General features: G+C 73.7%; 14 protein-coding genes and 1 pseudogene. 6 read left to right on the top strand and 9 right to left on the bottom strand.

The window, feature by feature from the left end; genetic code table 11:
- Positions 1 to 5 precede the first annotated feature (5 nt).
- The 3 genes from acnA to OG286_RS26335 form a co-directional block, all read right to left on the bottom strand.
- On the bottom strand, positions 6 to 2,651 hold the full coding sequence (acnA, locus tag OG286_RS26345) for an aconitate hydratase AcnA (RefSeq protein ID WP_396323151.1): 2,646 nt from the start codon (positions 2,649 to 2,651) through the stop codon (positions 6 to 8).
- A gap of 252 nt (positions 2,652 to 2,903) precedes the next feature.
- Positions 2,904 to 3,080 (bottom strand): hypothetical protein, encoded by a 177-nt coding sequence (locus tag OG286_RS26340; RefSeq protein WP_396323150.1) that lies wholly within the window; start codon positions 3,078 to 3,080, stop codon positions 2,904 to 2,906.
- A 169-nt stretch (positions 3,081 to 3,249) separates the two neighbouring features.
- Positions 3,250 to 4,284, bottom strand: coding sequence for a hypothetical protein (locus tag OG286_RS26335; protein ID WP_396323149.1), 1,035 nt, complete (start codon positions 4,282 to 4,284; stop codon positions 3,250 to 3,252).
- Between the two features lie 30 nt (positions 4,285 to 4,314).
- Here OG286_RS26335 and OG286_RS26330 point away from each other — a divergent pair, with 30 nt between their 5' ends.
- The 5 genes from OG286_RS26330 (at position 4,315) to OG286_RS26310 (ending at position 7,775) form a co-directional block, all read left to right on the top strand.
- On the top strand, positions 4,315 to 4,674 hold the full coding sequence (locus OG286_RS26330) for a hypothetical protein (protein ID WP_396323148.1): 360 nt from the start codon (positions 4,315 to 4,317) through the stop codon (positions 4,672 to 4,674).
- A gap of 186 nt (positions 4,675 to 4,860) precedes the next feature.
- Positions 4,861 to 5,361 (top strand): SigE family RNA polymerase sigma factor, encoded by a 501-nt coding sequence (locus OG286_RS26325; protein ID WP_396323147.1) that lies wholly within the window; start codon positions 4,861 to 4,863, stop codon positions 5,359 to 5,361.
- 81 nt (positions 5,362 to 5,442) lie between these two features.
- A complete protein-coding gene (locus OG286_RS26320; RefSeq protein WP_396323146.1) occupies positions 5,443 to 6,483 on the top strand; it encodes a hypothetical protein in 1,041 nt (346 codons plus the stop codon).
- Positions 6,484 to 6,552: 69 nt separating this feature from the next.
- Positions 6,553 to 6,969, top strand: coding sequence for a type II toxin-antitoxin system VapC family toxin (locus OG286_RS26315; RefSeq protein WP_396323145.1), 417 nt, complete (start codon positions 6,553 to 6,555; stop codon positions 6,967 to 6,969).
- Positions 6,970 to 7,196: 227 nt separating this feature from the next.
- On the top strand, positions 7,197 to 7,775 hold the full coding sequence (locus OG286_RS26310; protein ID WP_396323144.1) for a superoxide dismutase family protein: 579 nt from the start codon (positions 7,197 to 7,199) through the stop codon (positions 7,773 to 7,775).
- Positions 7,776 to 7,883: 108 nt separating this feature from the next.
- On the opposite strand, the gene argF is transcribed toward OG286_RS26310, so the two are convergent.
- The 3 genes from argF to OG286_RS26295 form a co-directional block, all read right to left on the bottom strand.
- A complete protein-coding gene (argF, locus tag OG286_RS26305) occupies positions 7,884 to 8,885 on the bottom strand; it encodes an ornithine carbamoyltransferase (protein WP_396323143.1) in 1,002 nt (333 codons plus the stop codon).
- A 158-nt stretch (positions 8,886 to 9,043) separates the two neighbouring features.
- Positions 9,044 to 11,752, bottom strand: a complete 2,709-nt coding sequence (locus OG286_RS26300) for a polynucleotide kinase-phosphatase (RefSeq protein WP_396323142.1) — start codon at positions 11,750 to 11,752, stop codon at positions 9,044 to 9,046.
- On the bottom strand, positions 11,749 to 13,371 hold the full coding sequence (locus OG286_RS26295) for a 3' terminal RNA ribose 2'-O-methyltransferase Hen1 (protein WP_405359857.1): 1,623 nt from the start codon (positions 13,369 to 13,371) through the stop codon (positions 11,749 to 11,751). The genes OG286_RS26300 and OG286_RS26295 overlap by 4 nt, the downstream gene beginning before the upstream one ends.
- 151 nt (positions 13,372 to 13,522) lie before the next feature.
- Here OG286_RS26295 and dapD point away from each other — a divergent pair, with 151 nt between their 5' ends.
- The gene (gene dapD / locus OG286_RS26290; RefSeq protein ID WP_405359859.1) at positions 13,523 to 14,512 is read left to right on the top strand and encodes a 2,3,4,5-tetrahydropyridine-2,6-dicarboxylate N-succinyltransferase; all 990 of its coding nucleotides are present in this window, start codon (positions 13,523 to 13,525) and stop codon (positions 14,510 to 14,512) included.
- A gap of 410 nt (positions 14,513 to 14,922) precedes the next feature.
- On the opposite strand, the gene OG286_RS26285 is transcribed toward dapD, so the two are convergent.
- The 3 genes and pseudogenes from OG286_RS26285 to OG286_RS26275 form a co-directional block, all read right to left on the bottom strand.
- On the bottom strand, positions 14,923 to 15,705 hold the full coding sequence (locus OG286_RS26285) for a DUF6099 family protein (protein WP_396323139.1): 783 nt from the start codon (positions 15,703 to 15,705) through the stop codon (positions 14,923 to 14,925).
- Positions 15,706 to 15,997: 292 nt separating this feature from the next.
- Positions 15,998 to 16,348: pseudogene (locus tag OG286_RS26280) on the bottom strand (nucleotide pyrophosphohydrolase); the annotation flags it as partial.
- Positions 16,349 to 16,352: 4 nt separating this feature from the next.
- Positions 16,353 to 17,792 (bottom strand): AAA family ATPase, encoded by a 1,440-nt coding sequence (locus tag OG286_RS26275; RefSeq protein WP_396323138.1) that lies wholly within the window; start codon positions 17,790 to 17,792, stop codon positions 16,353 to 16,355.
- Positions 17,793 to 17,835 lie beyond the last annotated feature (43 nt).

Genomic DNA, 17,835 nt, shown 5'->3' with positions numbered 1-17,835 from the left:
TCGGCTCAGCCGATCAGGCTGCGCAGCACGTACTGCAGGATGCCGCCGTTGCGGTAGTAGTCCGCCTCACCGGGGGTGTCGATGCGCACGACCGCGTCGAACTCGACATCGCCCGCCTTGACCTTGACGGTCGCCGGGGTGCGGCCCTCGTTGAGCTCGGTCACGCCGGTGAAGGAGAAGGTCTCCTCGCCGCTCAGGCCGAGGGACTCGGCGTTCTGGCCCTCCGGGAACTGCAGCGGAAGGACGCCCATGCCGATCAGGTTCGAGCGGTGGATGCGCTCGTAGGACTCGGCGATGACGGCCTTGACGCCCAGCAGCGCGGTGCCCTTGGCGGCCCAGTCGCGGGACGAGCCGGAGCCGTACTCCTTGCCGGCCAGGACGACCAGCGGGATGCCGGCGGCCTGGTAGTTCTGCGAGGCGTCGTAGATGAACGACACCGGCGCGTCGGCCTGGGTGAAGTCGCGGGTGTAGCCACCCTCGGTGCCCGGCGCGATCTGGTTGCGCAGGCGGATGTTGGCGAAGGTGCCGCGGATCATCACCTCGTGGTTGCCACGGCGCGAACCGTACGAGTTGAAGTCGCGCTTCTCGACACCGTTGGCGGTCAGGTACTGAGCCGCCGGGGTGCCCGGCTTGATGTTGCCGGCCGGGGAGATGTGGTCGGTGGTGACCGAGTCGCCCAGCTTGGCCAGGACGCGGGCGCCGGCGATGTCGGTCACCGGGCTCGGGGTCTTGGCCATGCCCTCGAAGTACGGGGGCTTGCGGACGTAGGTGGACTCGGCGTCCCACTCGAAGGTGTTGCCGGTCGGGACCGGGAGCGACTGCCAGCGGTGGTCACCGGCGAAGACGTCCTGGTAGCCCTTGTCGAACATGGCCTCGTCGATGGAGCCGGCGACGACGTCGGCGACCTCCTTCTCCGACGGCCAGATGTCGGCGAGGAAGACGTCGTTGCCGTCGGCGTCCTGACCCAGGGCGTCCTTGGTGATGTCGACGTTCATGTTGCCGGCGAGGGCGTAGGCGACCACCAGCGGCGGGGAGGCCAGGTAGTTCATCTTGACGTCGGGGTTGATCCGGCCCTCGAAGTTGCGGTTGCCGGAGAGCACCGAGACGACGGCCAGGTCGGCCTCGTTGACGGCGGCCGAGACCTCCTCGGGCAGCGGGCCCGAGTTGCCGATGCAGGTGACGCAGCCGTAGCCGACCAGGTTGAAGCCCAGCTTCTCCATGTACGGGAGCAGGCCGGCCTTCTCGTAGTAGTCCATGACGACCTTGGACCCGGGGGCCAGGGTGGTCTTGACCCAGGGCTTGACGGTCAGGCCCTTCTCCACGGCCTTCTTCGCCAGCAGGGCGGCGCCCAGCATGACGGAGGGGTTGGAGGTGTTGGTGCAGGAGGTGATCGAGGCGATCACGACCGCGCCGTTGTCGATCTGGTAGCTCGAACCGTCGGGGGCGGTGACGGTGGTCGGCTTCGAGGCCTCGGCCGAGTAGGTCGGCAGCGCCTCGGCGAACCTCTCGGCGGCCTCGGCCAGGATCACGCGGTCCTGCGGGCGCTTCGGGCCGGAGATCGACGGGACGACGGTGGAGACGTCCAGCTCCAGGTACTCGGAGTAGACCGGCTCGACCGACGGGTCGTGCCAGAGGCCCTGCTCCTTGGCGTACGCCTCGACCAGGGCGAGCTGCTGCGCGTCGCGGCCGGTGAGCTTCAGGTAGTTGATGGTCTCGGCGTCGATCGGGAAGATCGCACAGGTCGAGCCGAACTCCGGCGACATGTTGCCGATGGTGGCGCGGTTGGCCAGCGGGATCGCGGTGACGCCCTCGCCGTAGAACTCGACGAACTTGCCGACCACACCGTGCTTGCGCAGCATCTCGGTGATGGTGAGCACCAGGTCGGTGGCGGTGGTGCCGGCCGGCAGCTGGCCGTTGAGCTTGAAGCCGACCACGCGCGGGATCAGCATGGAGACCGGCTGGCCCAGCATCGCGGCCTCGGCCTCGATGCCACCGACGCCCCAGCCCAGCACGCCCAGGCCGTTGACCATGGTGGTGTGCGAGTCGGTGCCGACGCAGGTGTCCGGGTAGGCCTGGCCGCCCCGGACCATGACCGTGCGGGCCAGGTGCTCGATGTTGACCTGGTGGACGATGCCGGTGCCCGGCGGGACGACCTTGAACTCGTCGAACGCGGTCTGACCCCAGCGCAGGAACTGGTAGCGCTCCTTGTTGCGGCCGTACTCGATCTCGACGTTCTGGACGAAGGCGTCCGGCGTGCCGAACTTGTCGGCGATGACGGAGTGGTCGATGACCAGCTCGGCCGGGGCCAGCGGGTTGATCTTGGCCGGGTCGCCGCCCAGCTCCTTGACGGCCTCACGCATGGTGGCGAGGTCGACCACGCACGGCACACCGGTGAAGTCCTGCATGATCACGCGGGCCGGGGTGAACTGGATCTCCTGGCTGGGCTGCGCGGTGGCGTCCCAGTTGCCGAGGGCGCGGATGTGGTCGGCGGTGATGTTCGCGCCGTCCTCCGTGCGGAGCAGGTTCTCCAGCAGCACCTTGAGGCTGTACGGCAGCCGCTCGGAACCCTCGACGGCGGAGAGCTTGAAGATCTCGTACGACTCGTCGCCCACCTGCAGCGAGCTGCGGGCGTCGAAGCTGTTCGCGGACACGACTGACTCCTTCTAGGTGCTTCGTGCGGTATCCGGCCGCCACGGTGGTAAGGTCAGCCTTACTTAGGCCTACCTTGCCCGCACCGCCGGTGAGCGCCTCTCGGCAAGTATCTTGATGTCGAGATATATCGTAAGGGGCAGTTATCTCGATGTCGAGATAAACCATAGTGCATGGCGCTGCGGACACCACCGCAGGCATGCCCCTCAGGACTGTCCTACCGCGTGTGACCGGCCCGGCGCTCGTCGGGGGTCTCACTCCCCGCCGGGACCGCGCTTCTTGCGCTCCAGCCGGATCAGCCAGACGGCCCCCGCCACCACGGCGGCGGCCACCAGCAGCACGGCGATCAGACTGCCGTCGGAGCCGCTGGGCTCGGGGGCGATGTCGGCCAGCAGGGCGGTGGTGCCCGCAGTGATGGATGCGGTGGTCATCGGGTCTCCTCGGTCGGGGTCGGTCGGGTCGGCGTCGGGATCGGTGGTGTCGGGGTCGGCGTCGGGATCGGTGGAGTCGGGGTCGGGATCGGTGGAGTCGGGGTCGGGATCGGTGGTGTCGGGGTCGGGGTCGGTGGAGTCAGCTCCGCCGGCGGCGGGTCTGCCGGCGTCAGGTCCGCCCGGTCGGTGGGGCGGGCGGCTCGGCCCGGGTGGCCCCCAGACCGAGAACGAGCATCAGCAGCACCGGGAACTCCAGGTAGGCGTGGTAGCTGGCCAGCGCCGCGTACAGCGTCCGGCCCTGCGCGTAGTCCGACGCGAACAACACCGCCAGCAGGCCGCCCGCCACCGCGCCCAGCAGCCAGGCCCGCGCGCCGCGCAGCGCCGGCAGCCGCTGCTCGAACGCCCCGGTCGCGTCCGGCGCGTACCTCGGCAGGAACCAGACCCAGACCACGTAGTGCATCGACTGGAGGAAGGCGAAGACCGCCAGGAAGCGCAGCCCCACCCCGGGCGTCAGCCACCCCGGCGGGGTGTAGGCCACCGTCAGCTTCGCCGTCCAGCCCGACCGGCCGGCCCCCGGCGACAGCCAGCCGTCCAGCGCCCCGGCCAGCAGCAGCACCGGCACCAGCACCACCCAGCCGCACTGCAGCGCCAGGAACGCCGCCCGGCCCCGCACCAGCCGGCGCGACCACTCCCACAGGAACAGCAGCGGCACCACGTTGTGCAGATGCGCCAGCACCACGAAGTGGTACGCCGGGAACGCCAGCGAACCGGCCGTCGCCACCGCCAGTACCGCCCCGCTCCCGGCCAGCAGCAGTGGACGGCGGCGCAGCGCGAACCAGCAGGCCGCGGCCAGCAGCCCGTAAGCCAGCAGGATCTCCGCGTCCTGGGCGACCGGGTGCGGCACCAGCGAGGGAGGCACCAGGCGGCAGAACACGATGCCGGTCACCAGGACCAGCAGCAGCCGCAGCAACGGCCCGGCCAGCACGGCGGCGAACCGGCCGGCCACATAGCGCAGCTCCAGCACGTTGTGCAGCACTCCGAACGTGGCCAGGCCGAGCACCGCCAGCCCGGCCGGCGCGCGCAGCGCCAACGCCAGCGCCAGCACCGCCGTCAGGGCGAACCCGGCCAGCGGCGCGGCTCCCAGCCGGACGGCCGGGCCGACGACGGTCCGCGCGGCCGTCCCCTCCACGGTGGCGATGGCCACGTTCCCCCTCCTCGTGGCACGATCCGCGCCGTGCCCTATCCCCTGGCCCTCGCCCTCACCCTGCTGGTCGAGGTACCGCTGTACACCGCCGCCCTCACCCGGGCCGGCGCTGTCCGCCCGTCCCGTGCGGTGGCGGCCGCCGTCCTGGTCAACCTGGCGACGCACCCGCTGCTCTGGTGGTCCCTGAGCCACGGCTCCTGGTCCACCGGATCCGCCGCAGCGTACTGGACGGCCTTCGGGCTGGGCGAAGCCGCGGTCTGCGCGGTCGAGGCGGCGCTGCTGCGGCCGCTCGCCGGGCTGAGCCTGCGCGGGCCGCTGCCCTGGGCGGCCGCCGGGACGGCCAACGCGGCCTCGGTGCTGGCGGGGCTGCTCGTCGCCGCGGCGTCGTAGGCCGCGGGTCCCTCCTCGCGGGCCGTGGGCCGGCGGACTTCCCGCCGCGGCGTCGTAAGCCGCGGCTTTCTCCTCGGGGGCCGTAACGCGGCCGGCCGGCTCGGGCGTCTAACCGTGAGCAGGCGACGAACAGCCACGACGAGACGGTTTTCGGGGGCAGCGGTGATCGGTAAGGCGCGACGGGCCGTGGAGTCCGCGGAGTTCGAGACCTTCGCCTACAGCCGGGGGCACCACCTCTTCCGGACCGCCCTGCTGCTCTGCGGCGACTGGCACCTCGCCGAGGACCTCACCCAGGTCACCCTCGCCAAGCTCTACGCCGCCTGGTCCAAGGTCCGCCGCGCGGAGAACCAGGACGCCTACGCCCGCAGCGTGCTCGTCCGCAGCTACCTCTCCCACCGGCGGCTGCGGCGCAGCGGCGAACAGCCGACGCTCGGCGACCTTCCCGAGGGCATCGCCCCCGAGGACGACCCGGCCCTGCGGGTCACCCTGCTCGCCGCCCTGGCCGAACTGCCGCCCCGGGACCGGGCCGTGCTCGTCCTGCGCTACTGGGAGGACCGCAGCGTCGAGGAGACCGCGGCCGAACTCGGCGTCAGCGCCGGCGCGGTGCGCAGCCAGACGCTGCGCGCCCTCGGCCGGCTGCGCGCCGTCCTGAAGGCGCAGGGTTCGGAGCAGCTGGCCGCGTTCTGACGGGCCGCCGGAGCGTCCGCCGGCCGTGCGCGACGTCACGAAGCATTTCGACACCACTCTCAGCTGGAAGGAACCAGGAGCATGGACGAGCTGGAATGCGACGGCCGACGGCTGTCCACCACCTTCGACCGGGCGATGCGCGGGGTCGGCCCCGAGCTGGGAACGCTGGTCGCCGGCGCCGCCGAGCGCGGACGGTCGATCCGACGCCGCCGCCGGGCCGCGGTGACCGGTGCGGTCGCCGCCGTCACCGTGCTGGCCGTCGGCGGCGCGCTCGCCCTGCAGCCGGGCGGCGGCCCCCGTGCCGCCGCCGGGCCGGCGAGCGGGACCGCATCGACGTCCGCCGCTGCCGCCACCGCGTCACCCTCGCCGACCGCCGCCCCGACCACCACCAGGAAGCCCCGCCCCACCTCCACCAGGGACCCGCAGGCCGACGACGGCCCGGAGAAGCGGTACCCCGGCAACGGAGCCAACGCCGGCAGGGTCGCCCTCACCGGCCACGCGGCCGTCCTGGCCGTGGTCGAGGGTCTGCCGAAGGGCGGTACGACCGGCGGCTACGCCGGCTACCACGGTCCGGTGGGCTGGAAGGGACCGGAGACCGTCGACGTGCTGTCCGCGGGCACGCTCAGCTACGACGACGGCAAGGGCCCGGTCCAGGTGGACGTCAAGTTCGAGGGCGGGCTGGGCGCGCTGTTCCGCCCCGGGTCCAATCCGCCCGGGCCCGGGCGCGACCCGTACACCATCGGTTACGACGACCGCTACACCTGCGAGAAGGTCAACGTCTCCCGGCAGTACAGCCACTGCGAGGTGGGAAAGCTCCCCGACGGCAGCACGCTGATGCTGACCGAGCGCTCCGACGACGGCTTCCGCTCCCGCACCGCCGACCTGCTGCGCAAGGACGACAACCGGATCACCCTGACCGTCTTCTCCGGCGGCGTCCTCGGTGACCCGCGGGAGCTGCCGCTGAGCCTGGAGCAGCTGAAGGCCGCGGTGACCGGCCAGGGCCTCCAGGAGTGGATAACGCCGGAGCGGGCCGACCAGGCGGACCGGACGATCCGGCCGTTCCACGACGACACCCCCGGACGCGACGCGCCCGACCCCACCGCCCCGGCCACCGCCGGCTGAGCCGGTCGCGGCCGGCCCGGGTACGGTGGCCGGTGAGCTGACACGCTGGGACAGGCCGGGGGCCGACTGATGATCGTGGTGGACGCGTCCGCACTGGTGCTCGCGCTGGCCGACGAGGGCGAGCGCGGGGCCGCAGCCCGGGCCGAACTCGACACGGGCGGCGAGTGGGTGGCCCCCGAGCACATCGTCATCGAGGTGATGCAGTCGCTGCGCGGCCTCTACCTGGCCAAGGAACTGACCGCCGAGCGGGTCGGCGAACTCGCCGCGCAGCTGCCCGGGTTGGCCATCCGCAAGGTCGAGGTGGCGCCGCTGCTCGGCCGGATCTGGGAGCTGAAGGACAACCTCACTCCGGACGACGCCGCGTACGTCGCGGTCGCCGAGCAGTACGGGGTGCCGCTGGTCACGGCGGACCTGCGGCTGATGCGGGCGAGCGGGCCACGCTGCGAGATCCGGGGGATCCAGGGGGCCCACCGCCGGACGAGGTGACCAGGTCCACGCGGGGTGGGCCCGGCAGGGGCCATCGGGCGGAGGTGGGCCCGGCAGGGGCCATCGGGCGGAGGTGAGCCCGGCAGGGGCCATCGGGCGGAGGTGAGCCCGGCAGGGGCCATCGGGCGGAGGGGTGTCCGACAGGTGCCATCGGGCCGAGGGTGTCCGTCCGGGCCCGGCGGCGTTGAGCAGGGCGTCCGCCGCACCGCCTCGGAAGGCCCCTGCCGATGTCCGCTCCGTTCGCCGCCACCGCCCTGATCCCGCTCGCCCTGCTGGCCTCCGCCCCCGTACCGGCGTCGGCCGCTCCGGCCTCGCCCGGCACGCCGGCCGCTCCGGTCTCGGTCGTGGACGCCGACTTCGACCCGGCGACGGCATTCGTCCCGCCGGCCGCGATCAGTCACGCGCCCGACCTCGTCCCGTACGGCTCGCACGTCCGGGTGGTGGTCGACCGCACGGTGCCCGGCCGGACGGTGCTGACGCTGACCGCGGCCGGGCTCGCCGCCGGCCACGCGTTCCCGGCTCACCTGCACACCGGCTCCTGCGGGGCCGACCCGGCCGCCTCCGGCCCGCACTACCAGGACGTCGTGGACCCGGTCCGGCCGTCCACCGACCCCGCGTACGTCAACGACCGCAACGAGCTGCGGCTGAGGCTGCGCACCGACCACCGGGGCGACGGCTCCACGGGCACTGCGGTGGCCTGGCAGCCACGGCCGGGCGAGGCCCGCTCACTGGTGCTGCACGCGGGCAGCCCGGCCGGTCCGCACGCCGCGGGCGACCGGGCCGCCTGTGTGAACCTGGCGCCGTGACGAGCCCTTGCCGGACGGGGCCTGGGTTCGGGCAGGGCCTGGGGTCCGGACAGGGCCTGAGGTCCGGACAGGGCCTCGGCGCCGGCAGGGCCTAAGCACCGGCAGGGCCTAAGCGCCGAGGGTCGCGACCAGCACGGCCTTGATGGTGTGCAGGCGGTTCTCCGCCTGGTCGAACACGACGGAGTGCGCCGACTCGAAGAGCTCGTCGGTGCACTCCAGCTCGCTCATCCCGGTCTCCTCGTACATCTGCCGCCCGACCACCGTGCCGAGGTCGTGGAAGGCGGGCAGACAGTGCAGGAACTTCACGTCCGGGTTTCCGGTGGCCCGGACGGTGTCCATCGACACCTGGTACGGCTTGAGCAGCGCGATCCGCTCGGCCCAGACCTCCTTGGGTTCGCCCATGGAGACCCACACGTCGGTGTAGAGGAAATCGGCGCCGGCCACGCCCGCGGCCACGTCCTCGGTCAGGGTGATCCGGGCACCGGTGGTCCCGGCCAACTGCTGCGCCGCCTTCTGCACCTCCTCGGCGGGCCAGAGCGCGCGCGGCGCGACGATCCGGATGTCCATGCCGAGCAGGGCGCCGGTGACCAGCAGCGAGTTGCCCATGTTGGAGCGGGCGTCGCCGAGGTAGGCGAGGGCCACCTCGGTGAGCGGCTTGGCGGTGTGCTCCCGGACGGTCAGCACATCGGCGAGCATCTGGGTGGGGTGCCACTCGTCGGTCAGGCCGTTCCAGACCGGGACACCGGCGTACTCGGCCAGCTCCTCGACGATCTCCTGGCCGTGGCCCCGGTACTCGATGCCGTCGAACATCCGGCCGAGCACCCGGGCGGTGTCCTTGATCGACTCCTTGTGGCCGATCTGCGAGCCGGCAGGGTCCAGGTAGGTCGTGGTGGCGCCCTGGTCGTGGGCGGCGACCTCGAAGGCGCAGCGCGTCCGGGTGGAGGTCTTCTCGAAGATCAGCGCGATGTTCTTGCCGCGCAGCCGGGGCTGCTCGGTGCCCGCGTACTTCGCCGCCTTGAGCTGGGCGGCGAGGTCCACCAGGAAGCGGAACTCCTGGGGCGTGAAGTCGAGCTCCTTGAGGAAGTGCCTGTTCCGGAGGTTGAACGCCATGCCGGGCTCCTGGGGTGACGGGGTGGGAATCGGGAAGCGGCAATTGTATACGACACTCAGAATTTATATGCAAAGCCTTCCGGGGGCACCGGCGGCCGGGGGAAGGCCAGGGCCCCGCGGAGACTCCGCGGGGCCCTCCGCCGCACTCGCCGCACTGCCTAGAGACGCGGGTCCACCGGCTCCGACTCCAGCGCCAGCACCGCGAACACCGGCTCGTGCACCCGCCACAGCGGTTCGCCCGCCGCCAGCCGGTCCAGCGCCTCCAGGCCGAGCGCGTACTCGCGCAGCGCCAGCGAGCGCTTGTGCCCGAGGAAGCGCTGGCGCAGCTGGTCCAGGTACTGGGTGTAGTCCGGACCGTAGATGATCCGCAGGTACTCCCGGCCACGGACCTTGACGCCCGGCTGGACCAGCCCGCCCGGGCGCCCCTCCCCCGCCTTGCCGCGGACGAGCGACGCCAGCGGCTTGACCACCATGCCCTCGCCGCCGGCCCCCGTCAGCTCCTCCCACCAGGCCACGCCCGCGGCGACCGACGCCTCGTCGGCGGTGTCCACCACCAGCCGCCCGGTCCGGTGCAGCACCGGGGCGTCCCGGTGAGCAGCCAGGTCGGCCTCGGCCAGCCCGTCGATCCAGGCGAGGTGCTCGTCGTGCGGACGCACCGCCAGGTTCACCCCCTCGGCGGCCAGCACCTGGAACGGCGCCAGCCGGATCCCCGACAGGCCCTCCGTCGGCCAGCAGTACCGCCGGTACGCCTCGGTGAACGCCTGCGCGTCCGCGGCACGCTGCCGCTGGCGGGCAGTCAGCCCGGCGAGGTCCAGCCCGCGCCCGGCCCCCTGCTCCAACGCGGCCAGCACCTGCGGCAGCGCCGCGCCCGCCGCCGCGCCGACCGCGGCGTACTGGCGGCGCAGCAGCTCCGCGGCCTTCAGCGACCACGGCATCAGCTCGGCGTCCAGCAGCAGCCAGCCGGTGCCCAGCTCGTCGAAGAGCCCCGAGCGCTCGGCGGCGGCCCGCAGCCGGCCCAGGACGGCGGCGGTCAGCCCGTCGTCGCCGAGGAACGCCCGGCCGGTCCTGGTCCAGATCGCGCCCGGCCCGGCCAGGCCGAACCGCTTCTCCAGCGCCGTGTCGTCCCGGGCCACCAGCACCACCGCGCGGGAGCCCATGTGCTTCTCCTCGCAGATCACCTGCCGGACGCCGTCCTCGCGGTAGGCGGAGAAGGCCTCCTCCGGGTGTTCGAGGTAGCCGGGCCGTCGCGAGGTCGCGCTCGGCGCCATGGTCGGCGGCAGGTAGGCGAGCAGCCTCGGGTCGATCGCGAACCGGCTCATCACCTCCAGCGCGGCCGCCGCGTTCTCCTCCCGCACCGCGACCCGGCCGTGCAGCGCCGTCTCCACCACCCGGCGGCCCGCCACGTCGGCGAGGTCCAGCGGCCGGCCCTCGCGGGCACCCGGCGCGTCCGTGTGCAGCGGGCGCACCGGCGCGTACCACTCCTGCTCGGCCTCCACGCTCACCAGCTCGCGCTCCGGGTAGCGCAGCGCGGTGAGGCTGCCGCCGAAGACGCAGCCGGTGTCCAGGCAGATGGTGTTGTTGAGGAAGCTCGCCACCGGCACCGGCGTGTGCCCGTAGACCACCAGCGCCCTGCCCCGGTACTCCTCCGCCCACGGGTAGCGCACCGGCAGCCCGTACTCGTCGGTCTCGCCGGTGGTGTCCCCGTAGAGCGCGTGCGAGCGCACCCGGCCGGACGCCCGGCCGTGGTACTTCTCCGGCAGGCCCGCGTGGCAGACCACCAGGGCGCCGCCGTCCAGCAGGTAGTGGCTGACCAGGCCGCGCATGAACGCCCGGACCTCGGCGCGGAACTCCTCCGACTCCCCCGCCAGCTGGTCCAGCGACTCCTGCAGGCCGTGCGAGACGGTGACCTTCTTGCCGTCCATCGCCCGGCCGAGCTTGTTCTCGTGGTTGCCCGGCACACAGATCGCGTGCCCGGCCGCCACCATGCCCATCACCAGACGCAGCACGCCCGGCGTGTCCGGGCCGCGGTCGACGAGGTCCCCGACGAAGACGGCGGTCCGGCCCGCGGGGTGCGCGGCGTCCACCGGGCGGCCGGCGTCGTCCCTGGTGAGCGCATAGCCGAGGCGGGTGAGCAGGGTCTCCAGCTCGGAGCGGCAGCCGTGGATGTCGCCGACGACGTCGAACGGGCCGGTGAGGTGGCGCAGGTCGTTGAACCGCTTCTCCGGCACGATCTCGGCGGCCTCCACCTCCGCCTCGCCGCGCAGGATGTGCACCTTGCGGAAACCCTCGCGCTCCAGGCCGCGCAGGGAGCGGCGCAGCTCGCGGTTCTGGCGGGGGATCACGTGGGCCGGCAGCTGCCGGTCCGGGCGGGTCCTGTTCCGCTCCGCGCAGACGCCCGGCGGGACGTCCAGGACGATCGCGATCGGCAGCACGTCGTGCTCCCGGGCGATCGCGACCAGCTGCTTGCGGGCCTCCGGCTGCACGTTGGTGGCGTCCACGACGGTCAGCCGGCCGGCGGCGAGGCGCTTGCCGACGATGTAGTGCAGCACGTCGAAGGCCTCGGCGGAGGCCGACTGGTCGTTCTCGTCGTCCGCCACCAGGCCACGGCAGAAGTCGGACGAGATCACCTGGGTGGGGAGGAAGTGCTTGCGGGCGAAGCTGGACTTGCCCGCGCCGCTGGTGCCGATCAGGACGACGAGCGAGACGTCGGTGACGGGGAGACGGCGGGGGTTGGTGCCGGCCTGGGCGTCGACGGGCAGGCCGGCAGGCGGGTCGGCGGGCGCGGCCCCGGTGGGGGAGTCCGCGATGGGGGCGGCCCCGGTGGGGGCGTCCGTGGTGAGCTTCGGGGACTGTGCGTCGTCGGTCATCGGGTCTCGCCCCCTTCGGGCGTCGTGGTGGCTTCGGCGGCCGTGGCTTCAGTGGTCGTGGCGTCGGTGGTGACGGCCGTCGCGTCGGCGGTCGTGGGCTCGGGCGGCGTGCCGATGCGGAACAGGGCGAGCTGTGTCGGCGCGCCCACCTCCGGGTCCTCCGGTCCGACCGGGCGGATCACCACGGTGTAGCCGTACGCCTCCGTGACCCGCTCGGCCCAGGCACGGAACTCGGCCCGGTCCCACTCGAATCGGTGGTCGGCATGGCGGACGTGACCGGCCGGCAGGCTCTCCCAGCGGACGTTGTACTCGGCGTTCGGCGTCGTGACCACCACCGCGGCCGGGCGGGCCGCCCCGAAGACGGCGTACTCCAGGGCCGGCAACCGGGGCAGGTCCAGGTGCTCGATCACCTCGGAAAGCACCGCCGCGTCGTAGCCCTTCAGCCGCGCGTCCGTGTACGTCAGCGCGCCCTGGACCAGCTTGACCCGGGCCGCCTGGCGCTCCGTCATCCGCTCCAGCCGCAGCTTGCGCGCGGCCGCCGACAGCGCCCGGGCCGACACGTCCACGCCGAGCACCTCGGTGATCCGGGCGTCCTTGAGCAGCGCGCCCACCAGCTCGCCCTGCCCGCAGCCGAGATCGGCCACCCGGGCCGCACCGACCTCGCCCAGCGCGGCCAGGACCGCCGTGCGGCGCTGCTCGGCCAGCGAGACCTTCTTCTCCTCGCCGGGTTGCTCCTTCGCCTCCCGGCGCCCGGTGTCCTCGGCGGTGTCGTCGGTGATCTCCTCGGCGGTGTCGTCGACCGCGTTGTCGATCTCCTCGACCTCGCGGTCGTCCGCCTCCGCCAGCCGGGCCAGCTCCAGCCGCTCCATCGCCCGCCGGGTGAGCGCCCAGCGCCGGGACAGGTAGCGGCGCGCGATCAGCGCCTGCTCCGGGTGGTCCGCCAGCCAGCCCTCACCGGCGGCGAGCAGCTTGTCGACCTCGTCCGGGGCGACCCAGTAGTGCTTGGCGCCGTCCAGCACCGGCAGCAGCACGTACAACTGCTGCAGCGCGTCCGCGAGGCGGGCCTCCGCACCGGACAGCTCCAGCCGGACGTAGCGCGACTCGCCCCATTCGGGGAACGCCTCGTCCAGCGGGATCGCCGACGCCTCGACCTGCCAGCCCAGCGGCTCGAAGAGCCGGCCCGCCATCGCGACCCCGCCGCCCTCGCCGGCGCCGTTGGCCGGCACGGCAGGCAGCACGATCCGCAGGGGCCGGGGCCGCTCGGCCAGCCCGGGGCGGGCCTCGCAGACGCCCTTCATCGCCGTCCGGAACACCGTCCGCAGCGCCACCGCGAGCAGCGAGGACGCCGCGTAGGGGCGGTCGTTGACGTACTGGGCGAGCGCGAAGTCCGGCGAGCCGCCGCGCCCCTTGCCCCGGCCCCTGCGGACCAGCGCGATCGGGTCGACATCGAGCAGCAACGCGGCCGTGCAGGCCTCGTCGCCCGCCTCCGGGTAGAAGACGTGCGCCTCGCCGTGAGACGTCGAGAACTGCTGGACCTTGCCCGGGTGCTTGTGCAGCAGGAAACCCAGGTCGGTGGCCGGGCTCCCGGCGGTACCGGTGGTGGAGATCGACATGAACACCCGCCCGAGTATTGCCCAGGACGCGCCCGCCCAGCACCGGGTTTTGCCCGGTGCCCACCCCTCGCACGGCTCGGGCGCCGCCGGCCGGCCGCCGTGTCCGCCCGGTGAGCGTGTTCGGCACCGGCGGCCCGCATTCGTTAACGTGCACGATGTGACAGCAGAATCCACCTCCCTCGCAAACGGCGCCGTCGCCGCAGGTCTGGCCACCATCGCCGCCGACGGCACCATCCTCGACACCTGGTACCCCGCCCCCGCGCTGGCCGCCGAGCCCGGCCCGGCCGGCACCGTCCGCCTGACCGCCGAGCAGGCCGAGGCCGAGCTGGGCGCCGGCGCGGCCGAGGCGCTGCGCGCCGACGCGCGCCGCGGCGTCGAGGTGGTCGCCGTGCGCACCACGATCGCCTCGCTGGACGAGAAGCCGATCGACGCGCACGACGCCTACCTGCGCCTGCACCTGCTGAGCCACCGCCTGGTGCAGCCGCACGGCCAGAACCTGGACGGCCTCTTCGGTCTGCTCGCCAACGTGGCGTGGACCAGCATCGGCCCGGTGCAGGTGGACAAGGTCGAGCAGGCCCGCCTGGCGGTCCGCACCCAGGGCGGCCAGCTCGCCGTCTACGGGATCGACAAGTTCCCGCGGATGACCGACTACGTCGCCCCGTCGGGCGTGCGCATCGCCCACGCGGACCGCGTCCGCCTCGGCGCGCACCTCGCCTCCGGCACCACCGTGATGCACGAGGGCTTCGTCAACTTCAACGCCGGCACCCTCGGCACCTCCATGGTCGAGGGCCGGATCAGCGCCGGTGTCGTGGTCGGTGACCACAGCGACATCGGCGGCGGTGCGTCGATCATGGGCACCCTGTCCGGCGGCGGCAAGCAGGTCGTCTCGGTCGGCGAGCGCTGCCTGCTCGGCGCCAACGCGGGCATCGGCATCTCGCTCGGCAACGACTGCGTCGTCGAGGCCGGCCTCTACGTCACCGCCGGCACCCGGGTCACCACGCCGGACGGCAAGGTGGCCAAGGCCGTCGAGCTGTCCGGCCAGGACAACCTCCTCTTCCGCCGCAACTCCCAGACCGGCGCCGTCGAGGTCATCGCCCGCTCCGGCTCCTGGGGCGGCCTGAACGCGGAGCTGCACGCCCACAACTGACCTCCTCCTCACTCGAGGTCCCCGGGCCCCCGGCGCCGCAACGGCACCGGGGGCCCTGCGCTTCCCGGCGCCGCACCCGGCACCCCGGTGCGCCGTCACCCGGTGCGCCGCCCGCCGCCCAGGTCCTGTCCGGTCGATCGCGCGCCCGACAGGACCGGCAGGACGGGATCGGCCGAACGGGATCGGCCGAACGGGATCGGCCAGACAGGACCGGCAGGACCGGCAGGACCGGACCTAGCCGAGGCGGCAGGTAAGCGGCAAGCCCGGATCACCCGGGAGGCTTACCCTCACGGAAGTTGGACCGCATCGGGTGGTGGTCGGTGACCCGGTATCGGGCGGTTCGTTGGTTGCAGCGGCGGGGCCCCTGCCCCGGTGGCGCGGCGCCGCGCGCCGAGCCGCCGCCAGCCGCTTCACACCGCACTACCGATCCGAAGAGGTCCGCTCATGTCCGATCCCCGGTCCGAGGCATCCGCCGTGCAGCAGCACCCCGCTGCCGACGCGTCGGCGGTGCCGGCCATTCCGAAGAGCCTGCTGGAGCAGATGCAGGAACTGCTCGCCTCGGTGACCGCGGACCTCGCGGAGCTGCAGTCGTCCGGCGCCCGGGCCTCCGACCGGTCGGACGGCGGGCCGAGCCTGAACACGAGTAACGGGCTCTCCTCCTCCGAGGCCTGAGGCTTCGCCGGCGGCGAGCCGGCCGCTGCGGGCTCGGCCGGCTCCGGCCGGTTCTCCCCGGCCGCCCGACGGACCGCCTGCCCCAGCCGGGTGACGAGGTCCTTGCAGTCGGCGCCCGCGTCGACCCCGTCGATGCACGTCCAGTACAGGCTCTCGGTGTCGGCGCCGCAGGCCAGCACCACCAGCGTCTCGCCGGCGTCCCGCAGCAGTGCCCCGAGTTCGGCCAGCATCGGGGCGAGCGGGCCGAGTTCGGTGAGCCGCCCGGCCCGCCCGCCGACGCCCAGGCCCAGCAGGGCGGACGAGTCCCCCGAGGAGTGGTCGAGGCAACCGGCCGCGTGGCCGCCGGCCTCGGCCAGTTGCTGGCCGAGGCCGGCCAGGTCGCCGTCGTCCAGCTCCGCCAGACGGGCGCCCACGGCCTCGGTGAGCAGTGCTGCCTGCCGTGCCTCGGCCAGCACATCCGGTACGTTCCTGGCCTCCGCCAGGGCATGCCGGGCCGTCTTGATCAATCGCAGCGCCTCCATCGGCCGCCACCCCTTCCGCTTCCGCGAGTTCTCGCGGTGTCCGGGCGGTCACTCGACCGCGGGGACACCTGGTCACGGCGAAAGCGTGCGCCGAAGGACGGATCGGCGCAGCCAACCCCTCGAAACCTGTGGAAAACCCGGGGGTGTGGATAACTTCCGTCCCTCACAAGGGTTATTCGCCCACGTCCCGCTTGACGTCGGACGCCGCACCGCGCCCCGGACCGGCCCCCGCCCCCTGACCACGCCCGGCCTCCTGCCCGGCCGCGGGCCCCTCCACTCGCCCGGCCGCGGGCCCCTCCCCGCGTCCTGCCCCGGGAGCCGGGAAGCGCAGCTCGTTGCGCTCGATCTTGGCGGCCAGCGCGGGCAGCGGGTCCACGCCGACCGCCGTGCAGAACTGCAGCAGGTAGGCGAGGACGTCGGCCACCTCGTCCCGCACCCGGTGCGCGCTGTCCGGGTCGGACATCACCGCCGCGGCCTGCTCGGGCGTGAGCCACTGGAAGATCTCCAACAGCTCGCCGGCCTCCACGGTCAGCGCCGCCGCCAGGTTCTTCGGCGTGTGGAAGGGCTCCCAGCTGCGCGCCGCGGCGAAGTCCGTCAGCCGCTGCCGCAGGCTCTCCAGGGTCGGGTCCGCTGGGTCCGTCACTCGTTCAGTCACCCTCCAGGTCTACCGCATCCCCGGCCACGGCCCCCGCCCCCGGAACGCCCACCCCGGGCATCCCCGCCCCAGCCGCCCCGGGCGCTATCGCCCCGGCGGCCCCCGCCCCGGCAACGTCCCGCGCGCCGCCCTGGGCCGGCACCCGCGCCGTCTCGGTGCGCAGCACGGTGTGCCCGGAGCCCGGGTCCCGCCGGCACTCCACCAGCGCGACCCCGGGCGACAGCTCGCCGGCTCCGCCGAGCGCCTCCCGGGCCGCGGCCGGCTCCTGCAGCGCGCCGAGCACCCGCAGCTGGTGGCGCCCGCACATCTCGCGGGCGAGTCGCAGCAGCGAGGCGGTCTGTTCGGTGCCGAGCCCGGCCCCGAGGTCCTCGGCGAGCACGGTGAGCTGCCGGTGCGCCCAGGGCACCTCGGCGGCCGCGTCCAGGTCCAGGACCCCGGCCCCGGTGAGCAGCACCGCGGCGAAGGCGAGGTGGCGCAGCATGCCGTCGGAGGCCTGGTCGGCGCCGGTGCGGCCGCGGACGCCTTCGTCGAAGACGGCGAGGACGCGTTCGCCGGCCCCGGTGCCGCGGCGGGCGAGGTCGAGTCCGAGCAGGGGGTACGGGGCGGCGGACTGGACGACGCGGAGCAGCCGGCCGTACCGGCGGGCGCATTCGCCGCTGAGCCGGGCGACGACGGAGGAGATGTTGGCGGCGGTGCTGAGCAGCCGGGCCTGCGGGTCGGGGCGGGCCCAGTCCCGCATCAGGGCGGGCACGGGGTGGACGGGGAAGACCTCGCGCAGGGCGGTGAGCAGGTGCTCGGTGGCGGCGAGCACCTTGCGTTCGCCGGGTGAGGAGCCGGCGACGCGCAGCGGGATCTGTGCGGTGACCAGGGTGGTGTTGGGGAAGGGCGCGCGGATGTCGCCCTGCCGGGTGTCGTTGTGCCAGCTGACGTTGGTCCGGTGGTGCCTGAGGTCCTGTTCGCCGGTCTCGACCAGGGTCCGGCCGTCGAGGGTGAGCTGTTCGCGGGCGATCCGGACGGGGCCGTCGGTGCGGATGACGACGTCGAGGCCGATCGGGCCGTCGGAGGAGCGGACGGTGCAGCCGAGGATGAGGGCGTTGCGGCCGTGCGGCACGCAGCCGGCCAGGCCGCCGCGGACGGGGGTGCCGAGCGGGCCGCGCCGCCCGGGGAGGCCGTCGAGGGAGTCGGTGATCTCCTCGCCGAGGGCGAGGCGGGAGAGGACGGCGAGGGCGTCGAGGGCGTTGGACTTGCCGACGCCGGCCGGCCCGTGCAGCACGGTGAGGGGCGCGAGCGGCAGGGTGGCGCGCCGGTAGGACTTGAACGAGGTGAGCCGGAGTTCCTCGAGGGTGGGGCGCTGGGCGGGCGGCCGCCCCGGGTCCGAGGTGTGCTGGTGGGGGTGGGCCGGCACGGCGGGCCGGGTGGCGTCGCGGTTCACCCGTGGGACGTTAGCCGCCGTCGGGGCGGCAGAAACGTGCCTG

Origin of the sequence: Kitasatospora sp. NBC_00039 (genome assembly GCF_045160625.1) — a bacterium.
Classification (GTDB): Bacteria; Actinomycetota; Actinomycetes; order Streptomycetales; family Streptomycetaceae; genus Kitasatospora.
Note: the sequence above shows the minus strand (reverse complement) of the source record. Positions and strands in the feature narration are given on the sequence as shown.